At 47.4% G+C, this 26,364-nt stretch carries 23 protein-coding genes; 4 read left to right on the forward strand and 19 right to left on the reverse strand.

Annotation, left to right across the window (positions count from 1 at the left end):
- Positions 1 to 110 precede the first annotated feature (110 nt).
- The 16 genes from BTJ40_RS08705 to BTJ40_RS08780 all read right to left on the reverse strand — a co-directional run bounded on the left by BTJ40_RS08705 (position 111) and on the right by BTJ40_RS08780 (position 16,138).
- Complete coding sequence (locus BTJ40_RS08705) at positions 111 to 995, reverse strand: alpha/beta fold hydrolase (protein ID WP_108732712.1); 885 nt, start codon at positions 993 to 995, stop codon at positions 111 to 113.
- A 219-nt stretch (positions 996 to 1,214) separates the two neighbouring features.
- Positions 1,215 to 2,627 (reverse strand): hypothetical protein, encoded by a 1,413-nt coding sequence (locus BTJ40_RS08710; protein WP_108732713.1) that lies wholly within the window; start codon positions 2,625 to 2,627, stop codon positions 1,215 to 1,217.
- 581 nt (positions 2,628 to 3,208) lie between these two features.
- A complete protein-coding gene (locus BTJ40_RS08715; RefSeq protein WP_108732714.1) occupies positions 3,209 to 4,282 on the reverse strand; it encodes a hypothetical protein in 1,074 nt (357 codons plus the stop codon).
- Positions 4,279 to 4,980 carry an OmpA family protein gene (locus BTJ40_RS08720; protein ID WP_108732715.1) on the reverse strand — a complete coding sequence of 234 codons (702 nt, stop codon included), beginning with the start codon at positions 4,978 to 4,980 and terminating at the stop codon, positions 4,279 to 4,281. The genes BTJ40_RS08715 and BTJ40_RS08720 overlap by 4 nt, the downstream gene beginning before the upstream one ends.
- Entirely contained in the window at positions 4,973 to 6,283 is a 1,311-nt protein-coding gene (locus tag BTJ40_RS08725; protein ID WP_108732716.1) for a MotA/TolQ/ExbB proton channel family protein, read from the reverse strand. Before BTJ40_RS08725 ends, BTJ40_RS08720 begins: the two co-directional genes overlap by 8 nt.
- On the reverse strand, positions 6,283 to 7,515 hold the full coding sequence (locus BTJ40_RS08730; RefSeq protein WP_108732717.1) for a hypothetical protein: 1,233 nt from the start codon (positions 7,513 to 7,515) through the stop codon (positions 6,283 to 6,285). The genes BTJ40_RS08725 and BTJ40_RS08730 overlap by 1 nt, the downstream gene beginning before the upstream one ends.
- A gap of 71 nt (positions 7,516 to 7,586) precedes the next feature.
- Positions 7,587 to 8,201, reverse strand: a complete 615-nt coding sequence (locus BTJ40_RS08735) for a polymer-forming cytoskeletal protein (protein WP_108732718.1) — start codon at positions 8,199 to 8,201, stop codon at positions 7,587 to 7,589.
- A gap of 1,064 nt (positions 8,202 to 9,265) precedes the next feature.
- Positions 9,266 to 9,874, reverse strand: coding sequence for a helix-turn-helix transcriptional regulator (locus BTJ40_RS08740; protein WP_108732719.1), 609 nt, complete (start codon positions 9,872 to 9,874; stop codon positions 9,266 to 9,268).
- A gap of 491 nt (positions 9,875 to 10,365) precedes the next feature.
- Positions 10,366 to 11,151, reverse strand: coding sequence for a PhzF family phenazine biosynthesis protein (locus BTJ40_RS08745; RefSeq protein WP_108732720.1), 786 nt, complete (start codon positions 11,149 to 11,151; stop codon positions 10,366 to 10,368).
- Positions 11,152 to 11,334: 183 nt separating this feature from the next.
- A complete protein-coding gene (locus BTJ40_RS08750; RefSeq protein WP_108732721.1) occupies positions 11,335 to 12,063 on the reverse strand; it encodes a hypothetical protein in 729 nt (242 codons plus the stop codon).
- Between the two features lies 1 nt (position 12,064).
- Entirely contained in the window at positions 12,065 to 12,508 is a 444-nt protein-coding gene (locus BTJ40_RS08755) for a copper resistance protein CopD (protein ID WP_108732722.1), read from the reverse strand.
- 89 nt (positions 12,509 to 12,597) lie between these two features.
- Positions 12,598 to 13,014 carry a YbaN family protein gene (locus BTJ40_RS08760; RefSeq protein ID WP_108732723.1) on the reverse strand — a complete coding sequence of 139 codons (417 nt, stop codon included), beginning with the start codon at positions 13,012 to 13,014 and terminating at the stop codon, positions 12,598 to 12,600.
- Between the two features lie 239 nt (positions 13,015 to 13,253).
- The gene (locus BTJ40_RS08765) at positions 13,254 to 14,090 is read right to left on the reverse strand and encodes an energy transducer TonB (RefSeq protein WP_108732724.1); all 837 of its coding nucleotides are present in this window, start codon (positions 14,088 to 14,090) and stop codon (positions 13,254 to 13,256) included.
- Complete coding sequence (gene exbD / locus BTJ40_RS08770) at positions 14,087 to 14,521, reverse strand: TonB system transport protein ExbD (protein WP_108732725.1); 435 nt, start codon at positions 14,519 to 14,521, stop codon at positions 14,087 to 14,089. The genes BTJ40_RS08765 and exbD overlap by 4 nt, the downstream gene beginning before the upstream one ends.
- Positions 14,521 to 15,474: a tonB-system energizer ExbB gene (exbB, locus tag BTJ40_RS08775; RefSeq protein WP_108732726.1), complete on the reverse strand. Its 954-nt coding sequence runs from the start codon at positions 15,472 to 15,474 to the stop codon at positions 14,521 to 14,523. The genes exbD and exbB overlap by 1 nt, the downstream gene beginning before the upstream one ends.
- Positions 15,475 to 15,505: 31 nt before the next feature.
- On the reverse strand, positions 15,506 to 16,138 hold the full coding sequence (locus tag BTJ40_RS08780; protein ID WP_108732727.1) for a biliverdin-producing heme oxygenase: 633 nt from the start codon (positions 16,136 to 16,138) through the stop codon (positions 15,506 to 15,508).
- 227 nt (positions 16,139 to 16,365) lie between these two features.
- Between BTJ40_RS08780 and BTJ40_RS08785 the strand changes: the two genes are divergently transcribed.
- The 4 genes from BTJ40_RS08785 (at position 16,366) to BTJ40_RS08800 (ending at position 23,321) form a co-directional block, all read left to right on the forward strand.
- On the forward strand, positions 16,366 to 16,881 hold the full coding sequence (locus tag BTJ40_RS08785; protein ID WP_108732728.1) for a sigma-70 family RNA polymerase sigma factor: 516 nt from the start codon (positions 16,366 to 16,368) through the stop codon (positions 16,879 to 16,881).
- A gap of 29 nt (positions 16,882 to 16,910) precedes the next feature.
- On the forward strand, positions 16,911 to 17,897 hold the full coding sequence (locus tag BTJ40_RS08790) for a FecR domain-containing protein (protein ID WP_108732729.1): 987 nt from the start codon (positions 16,911 to 16,913) through the stop codon (positions 17,895 to 17,897).
- Between the two features lie 261 nt (positions 17,898 to 18,158).
- Positions 18,159 to 20,876 (forward strand): TonB-dependent receptor, encoded by a 2,718-nt coding sequence (locus tag BTJ40_RS08795; protein WP_108732730.1) that lies wholly within the window; start codon positions 18,159 to 18,161, stop codon positions 20,874 to 20,876.
- Positions 20,877 to 20,894: 18 nt separating this feature from the next.
- Positions 20,895 to 23,321 carry an REJ domain-containing protein gene (locus tag BTJ40_RS08800; RefSeq protein WP_108732731.1) on the forward strand — a complete coding sequence of 809 codons (2,427 nt, stop codon included), beginning with the start codon at positions 20,895 to 20,897 and terminating at the stop codon, positions 23,319 to 23,321.
- A gap of 113 nt (positions 23,322 to 23,434) precedes the next feature.
- Here the strand turns inward: BTJ40_RS08800 and BTJ40_RS08805 are convergent, their stop codons facing one another.
- From BTJ40_RS08805 to maiA, 3 genes are all read right to left on the reverse strand, one after another.
- Complete coding sequence (locus BTJ40_RS08805) at positions 23,435 to 24,916, reverse strand: ricin-type beta-trefoil lectin domain protein (RefSeq protein WP_108732732.1); 1,482 nt, start codon at positions 24,914 to 24,916, stop codon at positions 23,435 to 23,437.
- A 300-nt stretch (positions 24,917 to 25,216) separates the two neighbouring features.
- Positions 25,217 to 25,498, reverse strand: coding sequence for a 2TM domain-containing protein (locus BTJ40_RS08810; RefSeq protein WP_108732733.1), 282 nt, complete (start codon positions 25,496 to 25,498; stop codon positions 25,217 to 25,219).
- Between the two features lie 165 nt (positions 25,499 to 25,663).
- The gene (gene maiA, locus BTJ40_RS08815) at positions 25,664 to 26,293 is read right to left on the reverse strand and encodes a maleylacetoacetate isomerase (RefSeq protein ID WP_108732734.1); all 630 of its coding nucleotides are present in this window, start codon (positions 26,291 to 26,293) and stop codon (positions 25,664 to 25,666) included.
- Positions 26,294 to 26,364 lie beyond the last annotated feature (71 nt).

Here is a 26,364-nt window from a genome sequence, read left to right on the forward strand (position 1 = left end):
GGGCCTGATTAGAATTTGCAGAAGAATTGCGAATTCTTAAATGAATAATTCAGGGCTGACAGGATTAACCTTGTCAGCCCCTAATGCAATAACAAAACAAATAATAAATACTACTTGGTTTCCATATTTTCCAGGAATTGATCAATCACCGCATTGAACTCGTCGGGTCTTTCCCAAAACATCATATGCCTTCCCATGTAAGCGGTAGTGGCAGAGGGGGTGTTGGCTTTGATCCATTTGTCAGCCACTTCTTTTGCTTCATTTCTCACCACGTATAAAAGGGGTATTTTTCCTTCAAGGGCCTTAAGATCGTCGCTGTAGTCGAGGTAAAAACCGGTAGCATTGGTAATTGCAGCAACGCTGCTAGAGGTTTGATTAGCGATATCGGATACCCAGGCAACATTTTCAGGTGTTGGATTCTCAAGCATCCATTTAACGAACTCTGAAATTACAGCATCGCGGTCCTCAATAATGCCCTCAGTGAATGAGCGCGAGTATCCGTCTGAATCATCATTCAGATACCAGACCCACTCGTCCCGGCTGGCTCCAGAAATATCCGGGCCGGTGTCGATCATAATCATGGCTTTTATCTTGTCAGTGCCGAACTGGTTCAGGTAAGCCAGTTGCTCGGTCACGCCATAGGACCAGCCCGCGAGAATCACGCTATCAAGCTCCAGTTTTTCAATCAGTAGAGCCAGGTCCCGTGCGTGTTGCTGATAGGTGTGACCTTCAACAGGCTTGGATGACTTGCCCTGGCCTCGAGGGTCATAAGTAAGTGCGCGATACTTGGTAGAGTCTTCGAAATAGGTAAGTTGATGTTCAAAAACTTTTGTGGACATCATCCAGCCGGGAATAAAGATAATCGTAGTATCCCCCCTTCCGGCCTGCTCGTAGTGAATGGTAAGGGAGTCGTCAATCCTGACTTCCTTTGCTGCCGTATAACCAGTAAAAAAAGACAGGCTGCCTAATAAAAATACTAAATTCAGAACCTTCATAGCGCTTCTTGACCCAGTAAAATATCTATAAATTTAATAAGGGGTTCGAGTTTATAGAATCCATTATTGGTTGTTGGATAACATATTCATTGTATAGTGGAATCATTGCGAAATCGCTATTCTTTCTTGCGAAGCTCGTTTTTGATTCAAATGTCTGTTGGATTGAGTATTTGCCTATGTAGTGCAGATCTGTTTTTCACAGCCGAAGTAGGTGCAAGATTAATGTGGCTGGTTGCGATGAGGTTCTTCAGGGAAGCTGCTATTGAACACCCTGTATTTATCCAGAACGATAATAATGTAAAGCAAAGGAACAGTTGATAGCGCAGTAAAGTGTAATGCAATAAATTTATTTTCTCTCGTTGTGGGGGTGACGGAGAATACAATTATTTCTATGATAAATAAGAAAACAAGTAAAAAATACTTGTCGAGCGCAGATATTGAATCAAATACTTTAGGACCCATCACCCAGTATTTCCACGATTTGCGCGCCATAGCCTCAAGTAAATAATAGAGGCCGCAGGTGAAGCTCACCAATGTTGTAAGTAGTAGCTCGAATACCCAGGCAGGGGGCTTTCCGGGGGCAGGGGGCCAAACATTGGTTATCCCAAACTCTGTAAAAGAAAGAATTGCAAATAGTCCGGTTGTCATCAGTACAATTGGGAAACGAAATATTAAAATCACCATGCAGATGGCGGCAAAAATTTCAAATACCCGCTGGATTGGCATAAAAATTTCGGCGTGATTCGCCACCCAGGTTAACATGCTTCGATACCAAGTAGGTGTATTGCCGTATTCGGCATAGGAGTTAACCAGTCCTCGATACCCCTCCACAGTAAACCAATTTAACAGCGCATCCTCAAAAACTTGAAAAATTAACATTACTCCAATCGTGATGGTAAAAAGATCAATCCAGCGTCCTAACAGCAGGGTTGAATTTTGTCGCGGTGGAACAATGCGATACCTGTCTAGGAACTTTGAGATTATTGATAAAGCGGCAATGAGGATGCTGGATAGGAAGCTTACGGTGAATACGTAATCGCCACCATTACGTGACATCACAAAGATCCCAAACAAAAGAGCAGATGCTATAAAAACCCAATAACTCCAAGTGAGCAGGCTTATTTTTGGAGCTAGCACTGTCCCTAAAATCTGAGAGCGTAAATCGTGTAGAGGATTTCTATGGAGTGTATAAACGCTAATCGCTAAGATTAATGCAAATAACGCGGGTGACAAAAATTCGAAGTACCAGCTATTTTCTGCCGTGTAGGTTAGCCCCCAAAGCAGGATAAACCCAAAAAACATAAGTATTGCGCCCAGAACAATAAAAATACGTAATATTAATAGGGCTCCGGCAAAAAATAATGCCAGGTGGAGTGTATAGGTTGCGACAGTTACGTGAGAGCTAAGGTAGCTAGCAAATGATTTGATAAGAGGAGGTGTATCTCCAATCTGTACGAGCTGTCGTAATGAGCCCGCGAAGACTTCCGGTGCCATTTGTCCATTGAAATAGCGCATGATAACCAGCTGGATACAGGCCGCGCCTAGAAACAGGCTGATTACAGCTAGCCAAGTAGTTTGGGATATAGCATTTTCTGCTTGTTCAGTACTCAAAAGTAGGCTGGATATACGCATGCATGTGATCTCAGGCCCTTTTAAGATTAACTGCCTTGTTACTGATTATGGCAAAATAGACAGGCAACTTGAAATTACAACTTACTATTTCCCGCACTGTTAATAATGACGTAGACTAAAAGCCATAGCCAGCCCTGTAATCGTATAGATTTATACAGAACTCAAAAGGACTTTTGGCGACAATCATATTTTATGAGCCTTCCTACTTTGCAGTAAGGCCAAATGTCTACTGTAAAACTGGCCAGCCTATGGGACTTTGCTGGTATTTAGCAGCTTGCCCACTTAATGAAATGCCATAGGTATATAGCCTATAAGCAAGTATTGCGTAAAAGGCATCCTCAGCCCTGGCGGAATCGAACATAAAGGTGATTTTCCTTTGAGAAAATTGCTTCAATACTTTTTAACTCAGCTTGAATCTCAGAGCTTTTATTCGGAGGGGAGTTACTTTTATTAAGTGTGAATGGATAGTTGCTTCTTAAAACCATGAAGCCAGAATGGAGCTCGGCACACAGGTTTCTAGATTGCGCTCGCTCAATATCTGAAGATGGGTACAGGCTGCCCGAGGGCAGCCTTTAAAATATCTAGTTACTCAGTCCCAATTCCCGCTCAATCTGAGCCTTCCGCCAAACTGAGTAACTCGCCGGTATCCTCGCCTCTTTGGTTCCGTCAGCAATAATGGCTCGGCCTAAATTGGGCCAGCATAGGACGGCGAGTACTCTGGGGGCGATTACCTGGAAGACTTTGGGTGGGCCCATTAGGGATTTGAGCTTTTGTATTAATGGCAGCCAGGATGCGGGCACTACCTGTTCTGCAATTATCCAGGAGGCTTGGGGTTCGCTGCCCAGTTGCTTTGCCAGGGATTCATAGCGCAGTGTGGCTGCCCTTAGTGAGGCTTGGGGTGGTGCGAGTATAATGGCGCGGGCCCGTCTTTCTGCGCAGAGCAGGCAGATCTCTTTGGGGAGGCCGCTGCGTTCGGCAAGTTCTTGGTTTAGTGCCCATCCGCTGGTTTTGATATCGCACTGGCAAATAGAGCAGTTGTATTTCGGATTTTCAGGTGTGAAAACAGAGCTAACTTTTTGGGGACGTTCGCCATTTTTCCAGACTAGGGAATGTCTCTTAAAAATATTACTGGCAAAGTATCGGGTGTAAGTTATCCAGTCGATATCGGTTACATTACCGAAGCGGTCTTTGTGTACTACATCGGGAATATTATGGCTGTAGAGGTGGCGCAGACAGTGGGGGCAAGGCTTTAGCTGATCCTGGGGGAATGCCTTACGTGCTGCTTTGTAGTCACTGCTGATCCAAACGGGACCCTGGTAGTTATTCACTACTGAACATTTGGGATAAATATGGACTTGGCCAAAGGAGTTTGAAATCTGCTCCAGGCCAAACAGAAAAACCGGAATACCACGATAGCGATAAGCTACAGGAACGCATTCCAGGTCCCTGGAATCGAGCTGTATTCCAGAGCGGATTGCAGTGGCCAGGCTATTCCGATCCGGCATTTCAGCCAGGCGTTGTGCTTGTGGGCGTATACCAGTGGGGAGCGAATCTCTGTCGTTAGTGGCGGAGAGGACTGAGGGTACCCACGAGGCAGTTGGTGCCCCTATAAGAGCCTGCCGGTTTTGAATAGGCTGGAAGTTTTTGAAGTTCACAGAGCTTCCTCAAGGATTTGCAGGATATGACTTTCAGAGTCCCTGACTACCCTGAAAGCTACCCTGCGGGAGCGATCCAGATCTTCCATGCCATTCTTATCCAATACTGGACGGGCCGAGGAATAACCGACAGCTGCCACTTTGGCTCGCACCAGGACGGCTTGCTGTGAAGGCAGTAATGAATGGGCATATTGCATTACGGCTCGGGATCGCTGCTGCGAAAGTCGCAGGTTGTGGAAATAACCCACTTCTGGTGCAGATTGATCTCCCCATTCAGAACTCGTGTGTCCTTCAATCTGGATTGCAGCGATGGAATCCATATACGGCGTAAGCGCTGAGATGTAGCGGGGCACAAAGGAGGACATAATCTCACGGGCATTGTCGCTCAGAGTGAAGTCCCCGGTCTTAAATAGCGCATCACTGTTGTTAAATGAAATGGCCAGGGTTTTCTTATCCAGGGTGGCGCCCCAGCGGTTTAAGTCATGGGCGAATTCCTGCTGCAGGGTTTGGTAGATAGCCAGCTGTGTGTCCCGATAAGACTCGGCAAGCTCACGAATTTTTGCGCGCTCGTCGATAAGGGAGCGCATCACGAAGACAGCAATACAGAGAAATACCATCATTAGACCAGCCATCATGTCCGATAAGCTTATCCATTGGCTATCGCTGGATTCACTACTGGCTTGCGTGTTGTCAAACATGCGCCTCTCCAGTGACTTTCTGAGCCTGGGCATCTATCCGCTTCATTTGCTGAATGAGCTGGCGGAAGTCTCGGGAGAATTCACCGCTTAAAGTACCCAGGGCGTCGCCCATCGCGGCCATAACACTCTCAACTTCATCGCGCAGACGTTCATCCAGCAGCTCGTATTGGCGCTTGATGCTGACATCGGCGTTACTCAGGTCGCGGCTTATAACCTGTGATAGTTCGGAGATCATCTGGTTGTGAGTCTTGGCGATTAACTGGGCAAGTTCGGCCATAGATTCGCGATGACTGATAGCCTGTTCGTGGATCGCTTTGGAAAAGTGGTTGGGGTCCATGCTGGTGACCACATCGGCCAGTGCCACGACCTTGCTGGTCCTTTGGTTGAAGACTTCCGCCTGGGTCTTGCTAAGGGAGATCAGGTTGGAAACCTGGGCGCCCAGCTGTTGGTGCGCTTGATCAATTCCGCGAGTGAGGGCTTCAAACTTGGGAGCAATATCGGGGATCGATTGCTGTAGTACTTCAATAGAAGCCTGCTGTTCATTCAGCATAATCGATATCTGTTCTGCATGATTGCGCTGTTGCTCTACCAGTGCGGGAATCACATTGAAGATTTCCGGTAGCTCGGTAATACGCTGGTGCAGCAGCAGAAGATTTTCCTGGGCGCCATTAATTTCATTGAGCAGGGTTGCGGTCTGGTCACGATAAACGGTTGCGAGTTCTGCGTGCTGTTGGTGCTGATCTATTAAGGCTTGCAGGGCAGGGGATACGGCTTCCAGCTGTTGGGTAAATTGCTGCAGATTCTCGCCCATTTGGGCGTTCAGGCCGCTGTTAAATTTCTCTACAACAGCGGTGAGTGATTGTAAAACTTCTTCACTGATTTGCTGCTGGAATTTTGTCAGGTCTTCGCGCTGACCATTGATGGCCTGCAGAATATCATCTGCCGTCGCCTTCGGGGGTTGCTCTTTGGTGAATATTTGAAAAATAGTTCGCAATATCAAGGATAGGAAAAGCCCCAGGATACTGGTCATAAAGGCCGTTTCCAGGCCCTGCATCAACTCTGAAATTGAGGTGTCAATATCGTTGAGGTCAAAACCATAGATGCCGATAATGATACCGATAAAGGTACCTAAAATACCGAGAGCGGTTAGTAGTGAAGGTGTTTCTTTTACAAAGCGGGGAAACTTGCCTAAAGGGTAGAGGATTATGGCTATAGCACCAATGGCAAGCATGACCATAAGAAAGGTGTCGGTAACCTGTTCCGCAGACAACTTGGTTAACCAGTGATAGAAAAACTGGGTCATTATTTATCCTTTACAACTTTTTGCATTGTTATTTCGTGATAAAAAGGTCCGTTGGGTATCCGCCCGGTTCCCTGGCTGAGTACTTTCATTTCCGGTAGAGATTTCACAACATCGGTGATGGTGCGGAGCTGAATTTGTTTGCTACCGGAAGGATGGATATAGGTTCCTACCTGACCTGACTTCTGAATTTCAAATACACCGCATTTAACAGGAAGCTTATTTTGCTTAAACAGCAAAAAGTGCATCACGCTACCGTCGCTGAGGTATTGGTACAAAGCCATAGTGATAGATTGTATCTGTTCGATAGAAAAAAAATTGAGCAGATCCCACAGTAGAATACAATCGAGGTCCTTTGGCAGGGTTGCCTGTCTCAATGCAGCTTGAACTGCCTCTTCGAAGGGCACCTTGCGGCTGGCTTGCCAAGCGAGCGATGAGTAAAAATCAGAAATAAACAGCTCGCCCACCTCTCGCTGGAGATGCTCCATATTTCGTCCCGCTTTCTGTCCAATATCGAGGGCTTTACTGACAGGCGAGCGCTTCACGTGGGTCAGGGCAGTATTGAGAGCTGTTAACGGGATATCAGTTAAGCGGTTTTTCTGGAAGGCAGATACCGCTGCCGAAGAGCCACTGGCCATCACTGACGTTGGCGATTTTACATTGCCATACTCGAACATTAATTCGATAAGGTCTTTTCGCATACCCTCTCTCTGCAGGAGGGATGAGCGCAGGGAGAAGTTGCCCATGGTTTTCATCAAGTTCAAAGATGAGTATCTATAGGTGGGCAGCGGTTCTTCCTGGCCGAGTGGCTCTGTATTGAACGTGAAGCCGGAAAGGCGCTTAAAGTCAGCAGGTCCCTTGGGCATAGTGCCGGTGTACAGCATTGTATGGAAAATGGTCCGCGGCTTTAAGTGGGGTCGGATTTCCTCAATGAGCTTAGTAATAAGCTCGGGCTCCATAAAGTTGAACAAATCCCAGCAGAGTACAACATCAAGCTTGATTCGCTGTGGCTTTTTGGTGAGGTATTCAGAAAGCTGGACTGCCCTGTTTTCCTTGTCAAGGTTAGCAGTATCCAAAAGCAGGCTGCGTAAATCTTCGATAAATGTCTGGCAGGAGCGCTCCAATAAAGGTTGTGTGGTGCCAAATGAGAGGCACCCCAAATCCAAAACTTTACTACCTGGCTGAATGACCTCATCCACCAAAGCGGCAATACCAAACGAGTGATGCTGCAACATATTTTCCACACCAAAACTAAAGCCCCGGCATTAGCCGGGGCCCATATCGAGGACTACCTGAGAGTGTTTTCTCAGCTTTCCTCGGCTTCTTCTTCAGTCTCTTTAGAGCCGAAGAGGTAGTCGCTGGTGTCGGACAGGCGAGAGGAATCACTCGTGCTCGTGGTGCTGGAGGAGTAAGTAGAGCTACCGCGAGTACGGGCTGCGGGCTTCTCTTCTGCCGCAGGCAGGTCTGGGTGTACCAGACGATCAGAGAACTCCTTGTGGCGCTCTTTCATTTCGGAATCAGTATCAACCATGTCCATGGAGCCACGGAATTTACCGCCGTCGTCCAGCTTGATTCTTGGTGCAATCAGGTTGCCATTAACTTGTGCGGTGTTGCGGATTTCGATCAACTCATCGGCAAGGGCATCGCCATCCAAGGTGCCTTCTACAACAATATTTTTTGCGTGGATATTGGCAGTAACTGCACCGCCAGTGCCAACAGAAAGATTGTGGCCAACCATGATCACGGTACCATCAACAGTACCTTCCACGTGCAGATCTTCGGTGCCGATCAGCTCGCCACGAAAGTTAATACCTTCACCCAGCACTGACTTGGAGCCTGAGCCCGAAAGAGATGATTGCTGCTCAACAGCGCTCATGCCCGCTAAAAATGGTGTGGAGTCATTGCTTTTGTCAGTGCTCATAGAAATAAGTCTCTCTGTTTAGAAAAGTCAGCTGTTGCGTCGATTGTACCGATAACCGTGGTTACAAGGTTGTCGATACGTTGGGTTTTTGTTAAATCGGAAAATCAAAATTTTCAAAAGTGATAAGGCACTTTTAATGGCGGGTACGGATTATTTTGATACTGAATAAAACCTATCAAAACAAACGGCCCTACATTTATGTCAAATTTTTTTCTTTGCTGTGAGTGTTTTACTAAAAAAGAAAATTAGACTATCCGTGCTTTTGGTCACCTAAAATATCCCTGTCTCTGCCTTTTCCCTATTGTGCACATACCTTAAGAACGACTTCCTTTGTCCTTTTACAGTTTTCGTCTCTCTCGTAGAGTTGCAATGCCCGTTTTCTCGTGCTTGCATCAAGGTGAAGAAGAGGCTCTTCTGGCCTTAAGCTACGATCGATTTTTGCGATTGCTGTTGATATCGCTATATTCTCGCTATTTACTTCAGGCTCGACCTGTAAGTAAATATTTACTTCCTTTTGTGGAGGGCATACTTTTCTAATTGTCTGCTGATGGGTATCGAGCCTATTGGCACAAAACAATATATGATTGGAATACTACCTACAGCGAGCTTACCAGCGTTTTCGGTCTGGCAATCAATCAAGCTGACCTCGACTTGAATGCGCTGAATTTAGCACGGATTGCATGCTAAAAGTGTGACTTGTAGCACCTTTTGGTCGTGATGATCGTCGTTTCCTGTTTTTTAATCCGCTAATGATTTACGGCTTAAAATATTGTTGCAATATGCGATGTATTCCTATGTAAAGAATTGTTTATGTTGGCATTTGGATTAATGTCTGAGCCTTGCATTCTTGCGCTTTCAAAATTCTATCCTAAGTGTAAGTGTGCACTTATTTGCAATGACTATTGGGTGTCCTCAGGAAGGCTGTTTTCACAGGGTGGAGCTGCAGGCAGTTTTTGCTAGGATATATGTCACTCACCGCATACCTCTCAGTCCCACCCACAAAAAGGTAGGCCCAAGAGATATTTTTGGTGGCGTTGGCAGGGGTGCCAGCCTTGCTGGGCTGGCTAAATTTCAGGGGTAATTTGGATTTTAAACGGAGTTCCGTTTGAAGTTTTAAACTCTACCTCTGCAGCTTGGTTGAATCCTGTCACCAGAATGGGACTTGCTATCTGCTTGTAACCACTAGAAGCCCCAAATTCATATATTTTTGTCTGCAATCGAATTTGGTTTTCAGAAACTTGTTCGGCAGACACCTCGAACCTAAGTGTGTTTTCGATTTGGATTTCGCTTTCATCTCCTTCGTTATTGAGGAGGCGGACGGAGGCTAGGTTCTCGTTTCTGGTGCTGGCATCTACCCTAAGCATTATTGGAGAAGCTGACGATAAGAAAGTATATAAGAGCAAAGTCGTACTCAGGGCCAATATTGCGGTGAGATATTTTCTGCCCTGCTTGGCCATCGATATTTTTGGGTTTTCCTGAAGGATTATATCTATGGGCTTCAGTGAAAATGCTGAAGATATTGCTTTTATTGAATCTTGAGAGGCATTTCCACTTTTTTCTATCCGTTGAATGGTTCTAAGGCTTAATGATGCAACATCGGCTAGTTGTTGTTGACTCCAAGCCCTAGTTGTTCTCAGTTTAATAATTTTCTTTGAGTTAACTTTCACTTCCATACTTCTGTCCTCTGAAAATTGAGCTCCATTTTCAGGGGGCAGTCCTTATTGGTTACGATGTTCTTGCGACACCTGTCTGACAGCTATATGACTTTGTCCAAATAATGGGCTATCTGTGCAACTTGCGGTCAATGGTGGGCGTGTTTGAAGGTTAGGTGGTTCACTGATGTACTACAAGAGGCGCACAATCTTTAACTATTGCCCTGGATCCACTTTCTGGATCGGGAAGACATCTATAGGCTCTAAGTTCTCACTTTGAGATAAGTAAAAGGCTAGAGAGTTGAGTCAGGTTGTAACTGGAGGTTCGGATAGTGGCTCTTCTGTTTTTTTGGGGGGGAAGGTTACCACTAAGCAGAGCCGAAGAGCTTTCAATGAGAACATGTAGCAAGATGACTTATGGAGCTTCTGAACAATTCCGTAATATCTCTGTGAGCCAGAAGCATCACGGATTTATTTAGAGGCTCCTTATATAAATTTAACTCTCCAAGCCATTAAATCTTAATACTGCCGTGAAGATAATTTACAGCGCCTCCCTTGAGAGAGACTCTGTTACTATGCAGTTCGCAGTGAATTAGTCCAGTCCGCTTGGAGAGTTGCTTAGCTAAAAGTACATCCTTTTTAAATTGTTGGCTCCAATATGGTGCCAGTTGACAGTGCGCTGACCCGGTCACAGGATCTTCGTTTACCCTTAATTTTGGATAGAAGCATCGGCTAACGAAATCAATATCATTACTCATCCCAGGAGCGGTAATGACAACTCCTCGTTTATCCAGCTGGGAAAGTTTTATAAAATTTGGATTTACAGATTTTAGATCGGTTTCGCTACCCAACACAGCTATATAATCATATGCACACAGAACTTCTCGCGGAGTGATGCCGAGGCCATCAATAAGAGCATCTGGTGCTTCTGTGGATACCGGAATGCTAGCCGGAAAGTCCATGCTATAGACAGCTCCCGATCTCTGGGCTAACAGTGGGCCGCTTTTTGTATCAAACTGGATGGTTTGGCCTGAGTATCTTAAATGAGTAAATAGAACGTGGGCAGCTGCGAGTGTGGCGTGGCCACATAAATCTACTTCTGCCTCAGGAGTAAACCATCTCAGAGAAAAGGAATCTTCATTTTTAACAAAGAATGCGGTTTCAGAGAGGTTGTTTTCCTCAGCTATTTTTTGCAGCGTCTCATCCGAAAGCCAGTTATTAAGAGGGCATACAGCAGCAGGATTACCTTCAAATGCTTCGGAGGCAAAAGCATCTACTTGATAAATTGCTAGTTCCATTAGTTTTTTCCTTGAGTAATAGATGCTACTTTCGGTCAGTATAAAGTTATTGTGATAGTTGGTGTGTTTATGCCAGATTGCTTTGTGGTACCAATTTCCTAAGGCGAAGGGAGGCTAGGATGCTCATACCATCAGTGCTCCATGGGGCGGGCCTTCAAAGTCCACAGAGATATAGTGAATTATTTACAGGCTCTCTAGCTGCGCAAAGCGACGTTCGTAATAAATCAAGCCGTTGGATATGCGCATAATCTCAAGAAGGTCTCCAGAAGAAAATCCAACAACAATCTTAATAGGTGCTTCTTCACTGTATTGGAGAAGTTGTTCGTTTTTGCAGAGTTCTTGCGCTAAGAGGGATGTATAGCATAAGCTGAAACCAATGTATCCGTCTCTATTTAGGTGTTTCGGCTTGTTAGCTCCTTTACACAAGGCTGCAATATTTCTCAAATATCTCGAGCCCAAATCAGATTTTGAATATATCCAATCCTGTCTGCTTTTAAATAGTTGAGGAAGTAGAGTTAAGCTGATATCTGGGAATTCCCGGCCGATACTATCTCTGAATTCACGCAGCTCGAAATATAGGACTGAAGGAGGAAGCGAGTCCCCAGCAGCTACCAGTTCTGTATCGAACCATGTTTGGGCTAGGTCAAGTTCATCCGTTCCTAGCATAGTGGACAGCTTTAGCCATGCCAAATTGGGGATTCGGCCATCAGCCCAAAAAGAAAGGTTTTCAAGGCCGTCTTGGATGGATTCGTTTTTTTCCAACGTATCGAAAATCACTTCATAGTATTCAGCTATAGACAAACCCCGAACTCCTGTCATATCCCATTTTTGCTTAGTATATCGATCAAGCAAGCCAGTGGGGACGTTTTTGGCTTTTCCTTCTGATTCAGCAGTATGTGCGCTGGGGCGCAATCTAAAACAACCATCCCGTTCGAAATGAAATTCCAACAAAAGCAAAGAGAACGGACAGCACTGTAACTGGGATAATATGGTATGCCAGTGCAGTGAGATTTTTTTCAGAAAGATTTGGAATGATTCGCAGCCTTGCGTCAATTGCCAGTAAGAAAGTGCATGCCAAAAGAATCAGCTTGAAGGATACCAGGCGAGAAATTGGATTGGTGAAGTTGAACCACTGAGATAAGTCAGGCAGTAGGGTATATGAGAGATATAGCCCGGAGAGTATTTGGATGACCAGGGCGGGGATGCCGATCTTTTCGTAGCTGCTTTCAAATCGGGAAAGAAAGGCTACATCCTTATCCCGTAAAACTTTGGGTAGTATTGTGCAGGCAAGTATCAGGTGCCCGCCGGTCCAAATTGTTGCACCTAGAAGGTGAAAAAAAAGTACTACGTTGTACATCCTGTCCCCCAGACAAATCCTTGTTGGGGGACTATAGCGCTAAAATCTACAGGTGTCTGCTGCCAAATAGGGGTAGAAAGTAGCGCTGTCTACTCCCTGGGTTCCGGCCGGGACCAAATCCAGTAGGCGCCGCAACTGATGCCGCCAATGGTGAAGCAAAGAAGGTAAATATTACTGATATGAAGAATGGCAAAAGCCAGGGATATAGCCATTGTCAGGCTGGCCAGTAACTTGGTTCTGCGACTTACATAACCACTGCGCCAAGTCCGCAATAGGTGCCCAAAGAGATGGTGTTCTTCGATCCATTGGTGCAGGCGCTGGGAGCTGCGTGATGCGGCCCAGGCACCGAGGACAATAAATACAGCCGACGGCAGTCCGGGAAGAATGGCTCCGATAATGCCAAGGGCGATAAAAAAGCAAGCAGCGGCGCCCCACAGCCAGCGCATCCAGCCCTTTGCCAGCGGCGGGGTGTAGGACATTACGCTGTCTTCAGTGGATTCTTTCATTCGGTACCTCTACCTTCTAGCTTATTGCAGTAGTCGTGCATCAAAAGTAACAATATTTGTCCGCTTGGTCTGCTTGCTCATAAGCAGTTTACCCAGCACCTAGTAAATAGAGTCAGCAGGCCGATAGGTCGCTAGTGCAGGGTAACGGATTATGTGGATGATTTCCTCTGTCCAGGGAGGTGACTTTCTGGTTTATGTAAAGCCAGGCCTCCCAGTTCTGAGAAAGCAATTTATTTTGGTTAACGAATAAAAAATTCGACCGGAACGGCCATTGTCAGAGGATCACCGGGTACCTCTTCCGGTGGTCTAGGCAGTGGTTCTGCCCTGCGCACCAAGGCCACGACTTCTCGGTCGAGAGACGATATGCCACTGGCTCGGTGCAGCTCAACCTTTAGTACTTTGCCTTTTCTGTCCATCGTGAATTGTACCCAGGGAATACCCTGCTGACGCCGTATTTGGGCGCTACGGGGGTAGCGTTTTCTTCGCTCAAGGTGAGCCTGTAATTGATTCTGCCAGGTTAATCTGGCTTGTGATTCCCTCTGGTTCAAGGCGCCCACTTCCGGTGCCGCAGCTTGCTCTGCTTCTGCTACATCTGCCGCGAGAGGGGCAGATGTTTCTTCAACAACAGTTTCTCCAGTAGCCTCTCCACTGGAGTCTTGTTGCTGTGCGATTTCCTTCTCTTCCACTGGCTCAGGGGTCTCTTCCTTTTCCTCCGTGGGGGGCTCCTCTTCGGGCTTCTCAATGGCAATTTCCGAGGGGGCTTCTGGCAAAATAACAGGCTCTGGCTGCGCAGAGGTTTTTTGTGGCTCGTTGCTCTGCTGGTTTGCGGGAGAGGATTCCTGTTGTTGAGGACCTACCGGTAGCGACGTGGGTGGTGCCACTGGAGCGGCTACCATACTGACTTCAAATACCTGTGGTGCTGCAGCAGGTGGCAGCGCCAGTTCGGATTTGGGCTGCCATAAAAAATAGACGGCAATAAGTCCGTGAAGGGCTAGGGCGCAGCAAAAGGCGCAGAGCGATAGAAAAAATCGCGGACGCTTCGCAGATTTTACCTTCGGGCCGGCCAAGAGGCTCATTGGTTTACGGTCGCCGGTTTATCCAGACCTACCAGAGCGATTTTCTGGTATCCGGCACTGGCAAGGCGGTTCATCAGGTCCATCAAATCCCCATATTCTACTTTGCTGTCGGCACGCAGCAGGATTTGCTGTTCTGTGCCAATTTCATTTGCCTGGAGTTCAGCAGCTAAGTTCTCCCGCACAATAACTTTGTCCTCACCGAGAGTCAGGGTGAGGTCCTTTTGCAGGGTGAGATATTTCGGATCTTCTGCCTGGGGCTGTTGTGGAGCTGTCGCCGAGGGTAGATTAACCGGCACGCTTACAGTGGCCAACGGAGCCGCAACCATAAAAATAATTAGCAATACCAGCATCACATCGATAAAAGGTGTGACATTGATATCGTGCTGTTCTGGTAGTTCTTCGCTATTGCTGCTGTTGAGATTGAATGCCATTAGTTGACGCCCTGAACCTGCGGTACTGCGCGCTTTTTGTTCGCGCTAACCAGTTCGGCGAGCGGGCGCGCATTTGGATGATGGCGATCCAGGTCCCGACTAATCAGTACCATTAAGGCGGTGACATTATCGGCCAATACCGCACGATAGTTGCCGATAGCGCGGGAGAAGTAGTTGTAAATTACTACCGCTGGAATTGCAGCAACCAGGCCGATCGCAGTTGCCAGCAGGGCTTCGGCAATACCTGGAGCCACAACGGCCAGGTTTGTGGTTTGGGTTTTTGCGATACCGATGAAACTGTTCATGATGCCCCAAACAGTTCCAAATAGACCGACAAAGGGGGCGACGGAACCGATGGTTGCCAGAATTCCGGTGCCACGGTTCATGTCGGTAGCGAGAGAAGCCTGGACTCTTTCCAGGCGAGCCAGAACACGTTCTTTTAAGCCGTCATCTGACACTGGGCCACCAGAAGATAAGTCGAGTTCGTGGCGACTCGCTTCTACCAATAACAGGGCACCGCCGGTTTGGCCTGAAAGCTTCGATTCGGCACTGGCGAACGTCTTGCTTTGGATCAGGGTTGCCAATAATTGTTTGGCCTTGCGACGTGTTATTACTAGCTGCACGGTTTTAAAAAGCCAAATCGCCCAGGTTAAAACAGAGGCCAACAGCAGGCCGATCATTACGCTTTTAACGACGATATCCGCTGCGTGATACATTCCCATCGGAGATAAATCATGTGCGCTGAAAGCGGTATCTCCGATGTTGGAGGTTGCAGTCGAGGTAGAGTTGTCTTGATTTTCTTGCAACCCCAGGGAGGCTTCCAGATCTCCTTCGAGAACTATTTCTGTATTACTTGGCTCGCTTGAGTTGGAATTATTTTCCTGCGCTAAAGCCGGTAATGGGCCCAATGTGCTGCCTAGCAGGCACAATAAAATTACAGTCCAGATTTTCATTACCGACTCCTGGCTTCAGGTGAAAAATAAATTAGGGTGTAGCGGGCGCTAATAATTGTTCGACATTTTGTCGTGCAAAAGCAAAGGCCTGTTTGGCCCCATTGAGGGCTACTTCTTTTTGCTCTTGGTTGAGTTCAAGAGCATCTAACGCAGTTTTGAATTGGCGCCAGTGTAACCCGCGACCGTCTTCATGTCCTGCCAAGTGGCGTGCGCCGAACTCTTCTGATAAATCCAGATGTTTGCGCGCGTACTTGAGAAGGAATGCCGCTCCTAAGTTGGAGCCTTCAACTACGTAGAGCCAGCCCAGTGCAGAGTGGAAATCACTAATTGTGACTTCTGCTGCGGCTTGCTGATCAGCTTTCAAATCACTCTCGGGCATTTCAAAATCAGCACAGTCCTGGAGGACTGCTTCAGAGCGGTCTCTCTCTTTCAGACCGGGCAAAAAATTATTTAATTCGTCACTTTGAAACCAATCAGACACTGCTTGATGCAATCGTGACTGCGTGCGAACAAACAGTGCATACCGCTCGCGATTGGAAAATGGTGACAGGGACATAATGCGTTTATCAAGACTCTCGTGGGTCGTATTAGTGCCTTCTTTCAGCCAAGCGGAAAAGGTGGGCTCTGTTGGTTCAACGGATTGGCATTCTGCTGGATTGCTCACGGGATTTTTCCAAAACAAATTAAACAATAACCGCCCGGTTATTCCGGTGGCTTTGTAATGGGTGACGGACCAAATTCAAATTAACCCATCCCGTTGATCAATATTTTTTGAAAAATTCACCGGGTTATTCCAAATTGATATAACATTCTCAGCTCAGCCACTTTAAATGAGAATAGATATCATTTACAGTCCCCGCCCTCAAAAGATTACAGCGTAAGGTCTGAGTTTTGGCCCCGGAAACCCCTTCAACCCCAGGATTTGATGAGCTTTACCAAGAGCACCACGAGTGGCTTGTCCGTTGGATAGCGCGCCGAACTTCCGGTGTTGATAATGCTCAGGATTTAGCTCAGGACACTTTTATTCGTCTGCTGGATAGGCCGAGCCTGCCTGCGGGAATTCGAAGCCCGAGGGCTTGGTTAACCAAAGTGGCCGGGAACCTGCTGATCGACCAAGCCCGTCGCCAAGTGCTGGAGAAAAATTATTTAGCGCTGCTGGAAAATTTGCCGGAACCGGAATGTCCCTCCCCAGAAGATAAGTGGGAGCTATTGGGACTTTTGGAGCAAATCGATCAATTGCTCAGTGGTCTGCGCCCGATAGAGAAAACGGTCTTTCTAATGGCGAGACTAGACGGCTTGACATACCGCCAGGTGGCCGAGCAGCAGGGGTTGAGCCTTTCCTCAGTAGAGAAATACATCGCAAAAGCCATGCTCAAATGCTATGCCGCTGTGTACGATAACGAATAATTTTCTATGGACTTGGAACTTACTCGCTGATGTCAAACGCCCCAGAAAAAAACAGAGAAAAAATTCCTGAAGCGGTGCTGTTGCAAGCCGTTAGCTGGCGCGTTCGCCTGGGTTCCGGCGAGGCGCTTGACTCAGAGCGCGATGCTTGCAGTCAATGGCGTTCGGCGGACCCCCTGCATGAACTGGCGTGGCAGCGTTTTGAGCGGATGGAGTCACCTCTAGATACGGTGGCTCGCCGAGCGCCGCGTTTGGCCCATTCCACCCTAAATCAAACCGATGCAGAAATTCGCCGTTTAAATCGCAGGGCTGCTCTTAAAACCATGGGTGGTGGTGTCCTTGGGGCTTTTGCCGTTGGCCTGGTGGGATATGACACCGGTTTACTGAAGTATATGTCTGCTGACTATTCCTCTGGTTCTAAGCCGGCCCAATATAATCTGGATGACAAGAGCCAAGTCTGGTTAAACACCAGTAGTGCCATTGAATGGGAATCGGGCGCAGCAATCCGTTCCCTTGTGCTGACTAAAGGTGAAATGCACTTGACCAGTGCCGCTGACCCGAGGCCAATGCAGGTATCGGTGCCTCAGGGGCAGCTGATTTCCCGTGACTCGCGCTTTTTTGTGCGCAATGGCGATGACCACACGATTTTGCAGGTTGTGGAAGGTGGGGTGCAGGTTCAGCCGAGTGCGGATATAGAGCCCTTTGCAGTTAAAGCGGGTGAGGCTTATCGCCTTACTGGAGCCGGTTCGCTCGCTCTGGACAGCAAGATGTTTGATTACAGCGGATGGATTGACGGGGTGCTTTCAGCTCGGAGTATGCCATTAGGAGCGCTGCTTGAAGAGTTATCTCGCTATCGTGTTGGTTTTTTACGCTGTGATCCGGCATTAAGAGATCACCAGGTTTCCGGGGTTTTCCAGCTTCACGATATCGATACCATCCTAAAAATATTGGCGCGTTCGGCGGGAGCTGAACTGAGCTATACCACGCGCTGGTGGGCAACGATTCAATTGCCGGGCTGATAGTAAGTCGCATCGCTCCCTGCCTTCCCCTGTTCGTCCGGGCCGACGGTTTTTTCGGGGGCGGGCAGCCTTTAATTTCTACTCTTTACCAGATGACCACAAAAAAGTTGTCTGGAGGTGTCATTTTTTATTTTTGATGACGCTTTTGATTAATAATTTTTCCTCCGAAGCAAAAAAACAAAATAATTCTCATTTAGATTACGGGTTTTTGATTTTCGTTCGGCTTCCTAGTTATACACCTGAGAATAGGAAGCCGCTTAAATGCAGTCCCGCGCTCCAAAACATATTTTGCCCACTTTGTTGGCACTGTTGTTGGCCGTAGTTCCCGTATCGAGTTTTGCGCAAGCCCAGCAGGGCAATACAGCATTGATCGAATTCAGTTTGCCTGCGGGCAATCTGGGAGATGTGCTCAATCTCTACTCGCGCCAGGCCGGGGTTACTCTCTCTTTCGATGAGAACCTGGTGGAAACTATTTCCGTACCGGCACTGTTTGGCAGCTACCGTGCAGAAGAAGCTCTGTTGAGCTTGCTGCGGGGCACCAACCTGCAAGCGGTTCCCGTTGGTAGCGGAGCCTGGTTGATCCAGTCTGCTGGAGAGCAGGATTTGATGGTACTGGACAGCATTCAGGTTGAGACTCGAGATGGTGGTGAGAAAGACCAGGCATTTCGCGAATCCGCCTCTGTAAATATCCTCACCCAGGAAAATATTGAGCGCTTTCGCGGTACCAGTGTTGGCGATATTTTCCAGGGTACCCCGGGCGTACTTATCAGTGAAAACCGTAATTCCGGTGGGCTGGATGTAAATATTCGCGGCATGCAGGGGCAGGGCAGGGTACCAGTATTAATTGATGGTAGTCGGCAGGAAACAACTATTTATCGCGGTTATGCCGGGGTTTCCAGTCGCAGTTATATTGACCCAGATCTGATTGGGTCTCTGCGTATTGATAAAGGGCCGGTAATGGGCGCTGAGGGCACTGGTGCTACCGGTGGCGTTGTCAGCGTAAATACCCTGCGAGCAGAAGATGTCGTAAAGCCCGGCGAATTGTCGGGTTTCCGTGTTCGTGTCAGTGGTATCGGAAATAATAGCGAGGCTCCAGAGCCTGGTACCTATGCAGGCTATTACCTTCCGCGAAATGCCTACCGTTCTGATTGTCGCTTTGCCAGCTATTGCACAGACGACTATGCAATGCCGGAGAGCTTTGCACCTGATTATGGTATGGACCGTCCCAGCCTATTGGACTTCGAGGGTTACGCGGCGAGTTTCGCCGGCGCCCAGCGTTTTGAGTGGGGTGATCTGGTAGTGGCTCACGCTCAGCGTGAGCAAGGAAATTACTATGCGGGCACCGATGGCCCCGCGCCGGAAGTGGTTATCGGAGAATCCCAGGAGCTGGCCTGGTATACCGAAACCCCAGTTGAGCTGGAGAGTGAGCTGGATGAAGGTATCCCTTACCGCGCCGGAGAGCGAATTCCGAACACTAATTTTTCCAGCGATTCCTGGTTGTTAAAAAGTAACTTCTACCTGCCGAAAGATCAAAGCTTTGAGCTGGGCTATATCCGCTATAAGAGCACATATGGAGAGATGATGCCCTCTCAGGTTCTTTCAACTTTTGGCCAGGCGCGCCAATGGCTCGACAGTGAGGTGCTCAACCAAACCTACACTGCACGCTACCGTTGGCAGCCGGTGGAATATGACTGGGCCGATTTACACATTAATTTCTGGCATACCGATGCGGTCACTGACCTGAATACGCCGTCGATATACTCTATCGACCTGGAAGACAATACTGCGCGAACCGACGATTATCAGCGCTTTGGTCTTGATATCACCAATAGTATGCGCTTCTACCCCATGGGTGAATTGCGCTGGGATTATGGTGTCTCTGCACAGTGGGAAGATTTGGATAGCGATACCCTGACTACTGAAGGGTTTTATGACGGTTCCCGTAGCGGTAGTCGTGATGAGTACAGCGTTTTTACCAGCATTGAGTGGCAACCGTGGCCGGAGTGGACTCTAGAATCAGGGGTTCGTTATACCCATTTCTCTTCGAAAGACAATAATCCCCTTCCGTTGAGTATCGATTCTGATTCTTGTATAGACGATGGTGAAGGGGGCTGTGAGGATGTCTATTACAATAATAGCCACTCTGGTACCGCACCAATGGTGGTTTTGACCTGGGAGCCGATCAAGGGTTTGCAATTCTATGCTCGCCATGCACAAGCCTTGCGTATGCCGAGTCTGTTTGAAGGTACCAGCGGTTTTTCAGTGAGTCCCGCACTGGATATTTCCCTAAAGCCTGAACATGCCAAAAATAATGAAGTTGGAATTAATTATCTCAATGGCCAGCTATTTGAGGCTAATCATCAGATTCAAGCGAAACTTGCCTATTTCGAAAACCAAGTTGACAACTATATAACTCGCACTAGGCGCAATTCATGGGAGGACGAGCAGGGTGGAGGTATCTTCGACTTATTCCGTATGCGTAACATCGAGAGCCTTGACCTTAAAGGTGTTGAGTTGAATCTTGGGTACGATGCCCACTGGTGGTTAGTTGAGCTGAGTGGGACCAAATACAGCCACATTGAAGCCTGCAATATTGGTAGCGGCGTGCGTTATTACTGCGCGGATTGGGGTGTTCCAGACAGTTATTTCAATAATATGGTCCCGCCAAACTGGCATGCTAGTGCCCATTTTGGTTTGCGGTTATTCCAGAAAAAATTGGAGTTGGGTCTGCGCGGTACTTTTGTGGGTGAGAGAAATGCTGTTTCCCAATACGGCGTAGACGCTGGATTTACTGTGCCGGTGGAATGGCCCAGCTACCAGCTGTTGGATGTTTATACCAGCTACCAATTTAACGATAGTTTTTCGGTGGATTTCACCGTCGACAACGTAACCGATAAATATTACGTCGATGCCTTGAGTCTAGGCTTGGTGCCTTCTCCGGGACGTACGGCAAGGCTCAGTCTCACTTATCAATATTAAACATTTGGAGTTCCACAGATGAAAAGAGCAGCAGCCCTTATCGGCATGCTATGTTTGTCTCTCGTGCTGGCCGCCTGTGGTGGCGGTGGTTCGAGCGACGGCTCAAATAATAAACCTACCGCCAGTATCAGTTTGTTGTCCCCTGTAGACACAACTTTCTCCTTGGCTGATGGTGATGTCACTGTTCAATTGAGCGGTACTGACAGTAGCAGCTCGCGAGATGCAAGCCTGACTTATCGTTGGGAGCTGATTGAGTGGCCTGAGCTTAGCCTGGCAGAGTTGGCCAGCACTGAGGATGCCTATACAGAGTTTACCGCTGACCTTCCTGGCGACTATGTTGTGAGCCTGATCGTGGATGACGGTACTGAAACCAGTGAAGCATCCCGTATAACGTTGACTGCAACCAGCCCGAATCCAGTGGCAATTACTGAGCCGGTGCACAGTGTTATCCTGGGTACTCAGACCCTGGGCCTTGATGGCAGCTTGAGTACTCCGCCAACGGGTGAGACTGGAGATCTGGAATATTTATGGACCCTGGTTGAAAAGCCTCTCGACAGTGCTGCGTACCTGACTAACAGTGACTCTAGCCAAGCTACATTGCACTTGGATATCGAAGGTGACTACAAGCTTGAATTAGTTGTTACTTATAATGGAGTTGCCAGTGAACCTGCGGAAGTTCTGGTAACAGTTTCCGCCGGTGATGCTCCACCTGTTGCCGTAACAGAAGACCAGACGATTACTCTTGGTGAAGAAGTTGTACTGGATGCGAGCGAGAGTTATGACCCTGAAGGTAACTCTCTGCAATACCGCTGGAAGTGGGCTTATAGCCCAGTGGAAACTGATGGTGTTCCGGTTCCCGAGTTAGAGGGAGAGACAACCTCTACCGTTAAATTTACTCCTATTGCGGCAGATACTTACAATTTAATTTTGTTTGTTTTTGATGGCGCAAGAAAGAGTGAGGAGCGTGAAGTTACTATCGTAGTTGAAGCCGATTCCGAAGCGGAAGTCAATGAAGCTCCGATTGGTGAGGTAGAAGCTACAGGTTACTACCCATCCTACAGTATTGGTGAGCAAGAGCTGGGTCTTCGCGCTGAATTTAATTTTGTTGGCTATGACCCTGAGGGTGATGCTCTGCAAATTATTGAAGCGGAGCTAATTGAAAAACCTGAAGGTAGTGTTGCCGAATTGGTTGATATTGGTTCTTGGAAACCGCTGGGTAAGAAAATCCAAGAGCTGGATGTGGTAGGTACCTATCGCGTAAGCATGACCGTATCTGACGGAACCAACCAGATAGACCTAGAAGCCACTATGGAAGCCAAGATTGGCAAGGTAAATGGTTATCCTTCTACCCGTAGTGTCGAAGCTCAGTCCAAGTCTGTACTCGTTGGCGATGCTTTGGTGTTCGATGCCTCCAGTAGCGACCCTAATAATGATGAAATGACCTTCCACTGGGAGCTGGTTGACCGGCCCGATGGGAGTGATGCAGTGATTGAACCGGTTACCGAACCGGAGAGTGGGGAGCTTCGCCGTGCTCAGGTAGTTACCGATGTACCGGGTTCCTATACTGCTCGCCTGATCGTCAGTGATGATCGTGGTCTATATGCCAAAACCTACTCTGAAGACGATGGTCTTGCCAAAGTTTCCAACACTGCACCAGAAATCCGCTCTGTAGTTTGGGCGCGCAACTGGGGTAGCTTATCCACTGGTGAAGATTATTACCAAATCCTGCCCTGTATGTCCCTGCTGCATCGCCCTGTGGTGGTAGATGCCGACGGTGATGAAGTATTTACTTATGAAGAGCTGATCAGCGCGCCGGAAGGTGGTGAATTTACCAGCTATCCAGATAGTGAAGATTGTGAAAATACAACTGGTACCGTATTTTCCAAAGCGGGCACCTACGTATTCCGCTACTACGCCACAGATTTGATTGACGATGCGCCGGAATACGATTTTGTTGTAGAAGTTGAGCCCATGAGCGAAGCCAAGGGTGTGCGTCTGCGTAATATCAACTCCTGGGAAGAGAGCCTTTGGCTGCCCATGCCGTACGAAAATATTCCAAGCTACGGTACCCCGTCAGATTTGCGGTGGGATACATCCCCTACCGAAGATGAATACCTACAATGGTCTCTGACTGCAGTTGATGCCGATTACACCATTGAGAATGTACAGGTGAAGCATATCAATGGCGATTTGGCTAGCCTTACACCATGGTTCGAGGGTGTTGTAGAGGGACAGATTATTAGCGAGGGAGAGTCTCTGGACTTCAAGACATGGGTACCCTCTGTCCCCTGTATGCGCACAGATGAAAAAATAGAAGGCTTCCATTTCTCATTTAATATTAAAGAAATCCCGGAGTTGACCTTCACCTACGAAACCTGGGTAGCCATCGATGATGGTATCTTTAGCGAGGGCTGGAGGCAGTGTGAAGCAGGGGAGTTGAATTAATCTTTCAGAGCTTATTTTTGCGATAATATATGTGATTGCAAAGGTTCTATAACACTGGGACCTCTACTAAAAAGGGCGCCTGCTAGGGCGCCCTTTTTTATTGAAATTAAAGCTTAAAAGCTACTCTGCCCCCAATCATTGACTGTTTCTAAAACAAACTGCTGGCTCTTATCGTTCTCATCACATTTGTAAACCTGAAGACGCTCACCCTGTTCTGTTGAGTTGCCTGGCGCATCTATACAGTAAGTCCAGTTTTCATCGCGATTCTGTATGATCCCGCTTTCCTGAATTTGCCATTTCTCAGAATTGCCGCCGTCACAATCCCACAAGTGCATTTTATCTCCGTTGTCGGCGGAGCCGGTATTGTAGTCAACACAGTACTTATTGTTGCCCTTAGGACGGAGCTGGCCTTCGGCAGTGTAGACAAACTGCTGTTCATCACTAGAGCCGCAACTGCTCATGTTTAAATTGGAACCATTGCTGTAGCCCTGGGATACCGTCATGCATAAATCGGTGTTTGAGCCAGAGCGCAGTCGTAGATATCCAGGCAGGCTTCTTCTGACTCCCACAAAAGGAATTGCACCGCCGGCATAGCTAGGGGTAGTGGCTACTGTATTTGGATCCATGCCGATAGCTGTGGCACCATGAGCTACTGCTATAAATGCGTAGCCGTAATCAGTGTTATTAAAGTCGCCTGAGTTATCCCATAGGTGCATCAACTGTTTGGTTTCTGCAGCGGCATTGGCTGTTACCTGGTAGTGATCCCCTGCCTGGACATTGCCGCAAAATATTCTTTGCGAACTACTGCTGTCTATTGAATCAATGGAGCCGGTAAATTCTTCTGGATCTGCGGTATCTATATCAGGACATAAAAATGCGCTCATCTCGTAGGAGTCTAATGCGGATTCCATTCGATTATTGACGTTGCCTGACTGTCCTCCGGTAAAAATAACGATTACTTTTTTGCCGTTATTTAATAAGTTGCCAACGCTAGGCCATCCCGTACTTTTAAGCGTGGTACGGTAATTTTCTGAGGAAGAAATTTGTTGTAAATATGCAAGCATATCCTGGTAGCTGTACTGGAGGTCGCCCAGCTCTTGTTGGATATACTGGTCAAGCAAATAAATTTCATCTGCATACCAGGCGTTAAACCAATCTAAATTAGTTTTCATATCGATATACAGCATTATTGGCGCTTCAATAGTGTTAACGGAGAGCCAGGATTTGATATCGTCCAGACAGTGTTCCAGACGATCATCGTCTCCGTTGCTATTGCACATGTGATTACCGATGTCGTTTTGTCCATGAGCAACATAGGGCCCATGGCTGCTACCTTGCCAGGCACCGTGATCTACGACATCGATTTCCAGTGATCGAAAGCCTTTGTCGAGCCAGTCAGTCAGTGTTTCACCGTTTTCTAGCCGCTCATAGCTGTTATGGGGCTGTAAGTAATAAAGCTCATCAATACGATGCTCACTGGTGGCCGCTTCTGCTTGGTAATCGGGCCAGTGAAAAGTGTCAGCTTTACTGATGCTGGGTATAGATATCCAAAGTGATAGACATAGAGCGCCTGTAGAGACTTTGAGGAAGGACATTGGGGTTCCTGTTATCATTTTAATAGTATATTTATTATTTGTTATATAAAAAGTGTGTTAATACTTTGTTACCAGAGCTCGATAATTTAAGCCTGTTAATTAACTGTTTTTTGTTAAACGGCCTGGGGTATGTAGATTTTTATTTAGATTACAGGTAATTGTTCGTGTTTGTAAGTAGGGAGGTGTTTGGAGTTTTTGCTTTGAAAGCGAGGGGCTTGGAGAGGAGTACTTTGGGGCAAGTACTCTCACATCTAAATCATATGCTTGTATTTGGTGTGCTCTATCGAGCACGATTTATTGCTATTTACGCCCCATTCTCTTATCTATCTGCTTTCTCTCCCAATCTTCACCAAAAAAATTAAACAAATTGAAGGTGCTAATTGCATGGGAGGCGAGTCCTATACCCCAGCCAAATGCCGCCCAAAGTGACCATAAGTATCCGGGAGCGAGTATTAAGTTGGCAATTACTAGTCCCGAGATAACTAATAAGTAGGTGATTAGGTGTTGGTAAAAGCTTTTCAGCTTTTTGACATGCTTAATGACTTCTTTTTCTTTGGAGGAGATCTGATCTTGGGAGTTCATATTGATGACCTCGGCTGATTAGCTACAGCAGTGGGGAATATTATTATTCGAGTTATTTTCAAGTTTGGACAGGGATATTAACCACAGCCAATGACATGTGGCAAGTAGTGAAATTTTCGAGTGTATGAAGGATGCCCGATGAGACCAGGCATCCATAAAAGAGTACTACACAATACAGTCTGGTTGTTCTGAAGGGTGGGCTTTAATAAAGGCCGGCAGTTCATTGCAAGCGTCTGTGATTTTCTGGATTTTGGGGTACTGGGTCATATCCAGGCCAAAGCGTTCCGCACTGTATACTTGCGGGAGTAAGCAACACTCGAACAACCCTGGATTGTCTCCAGCGGCGAAAGGCGAGGGTCTTAATTGCTTCTCCAGCGCGGAGAAGCCCAGGTGTATCCAGTGCTGAATCCATTGAATTTTTTGCTCATCACTGACTTTGAGTTCAGCCTGAAGGTACTGCAGAACCCTGAGGTTCTGTATAGGTTGAATATCGCTGGCAATACTTTGCGCGAGCGCGCGGATATGTGCGCGGGCCTCAGGGGCTTTTGGAAGTAGCGCTGGTTCTGGATGGGTTTCATCCAGCCATTCCAAAATGGCGAGGGATTGGGTGAGACTGGTTTCGCCATCATTCAGGGTTGGCAGTAGCCCGTGTGGATTCAACGCGCGGTAGTCGTCTCCGTGCTGGTCTCCCTTGAGCAGGTTTACCGGGTGATACTCGTATTCCAGGCCTTTCAAGTTGAGCCCGATACGCACTCGGTAGCTGGCGGATGAGCGGAAGTATCCGTAAAGGTCCATTCTCTTTCCTTTTCTTTATTTTGGCGTTTGGCTGTTTGATTGTCAGCCTTTTTGGTGTTGTCTGGATGCGC

The sequence above is a fragment of the Microbulbifer sp. A4B17 genome (assembly GCF_003076275.1).
Classification (GTDB): Bacteria; Pseudomonadota; Gammaproteobacteria; order Pseudomonadales; family Cellvibrionaceae; genus Microbulbifer.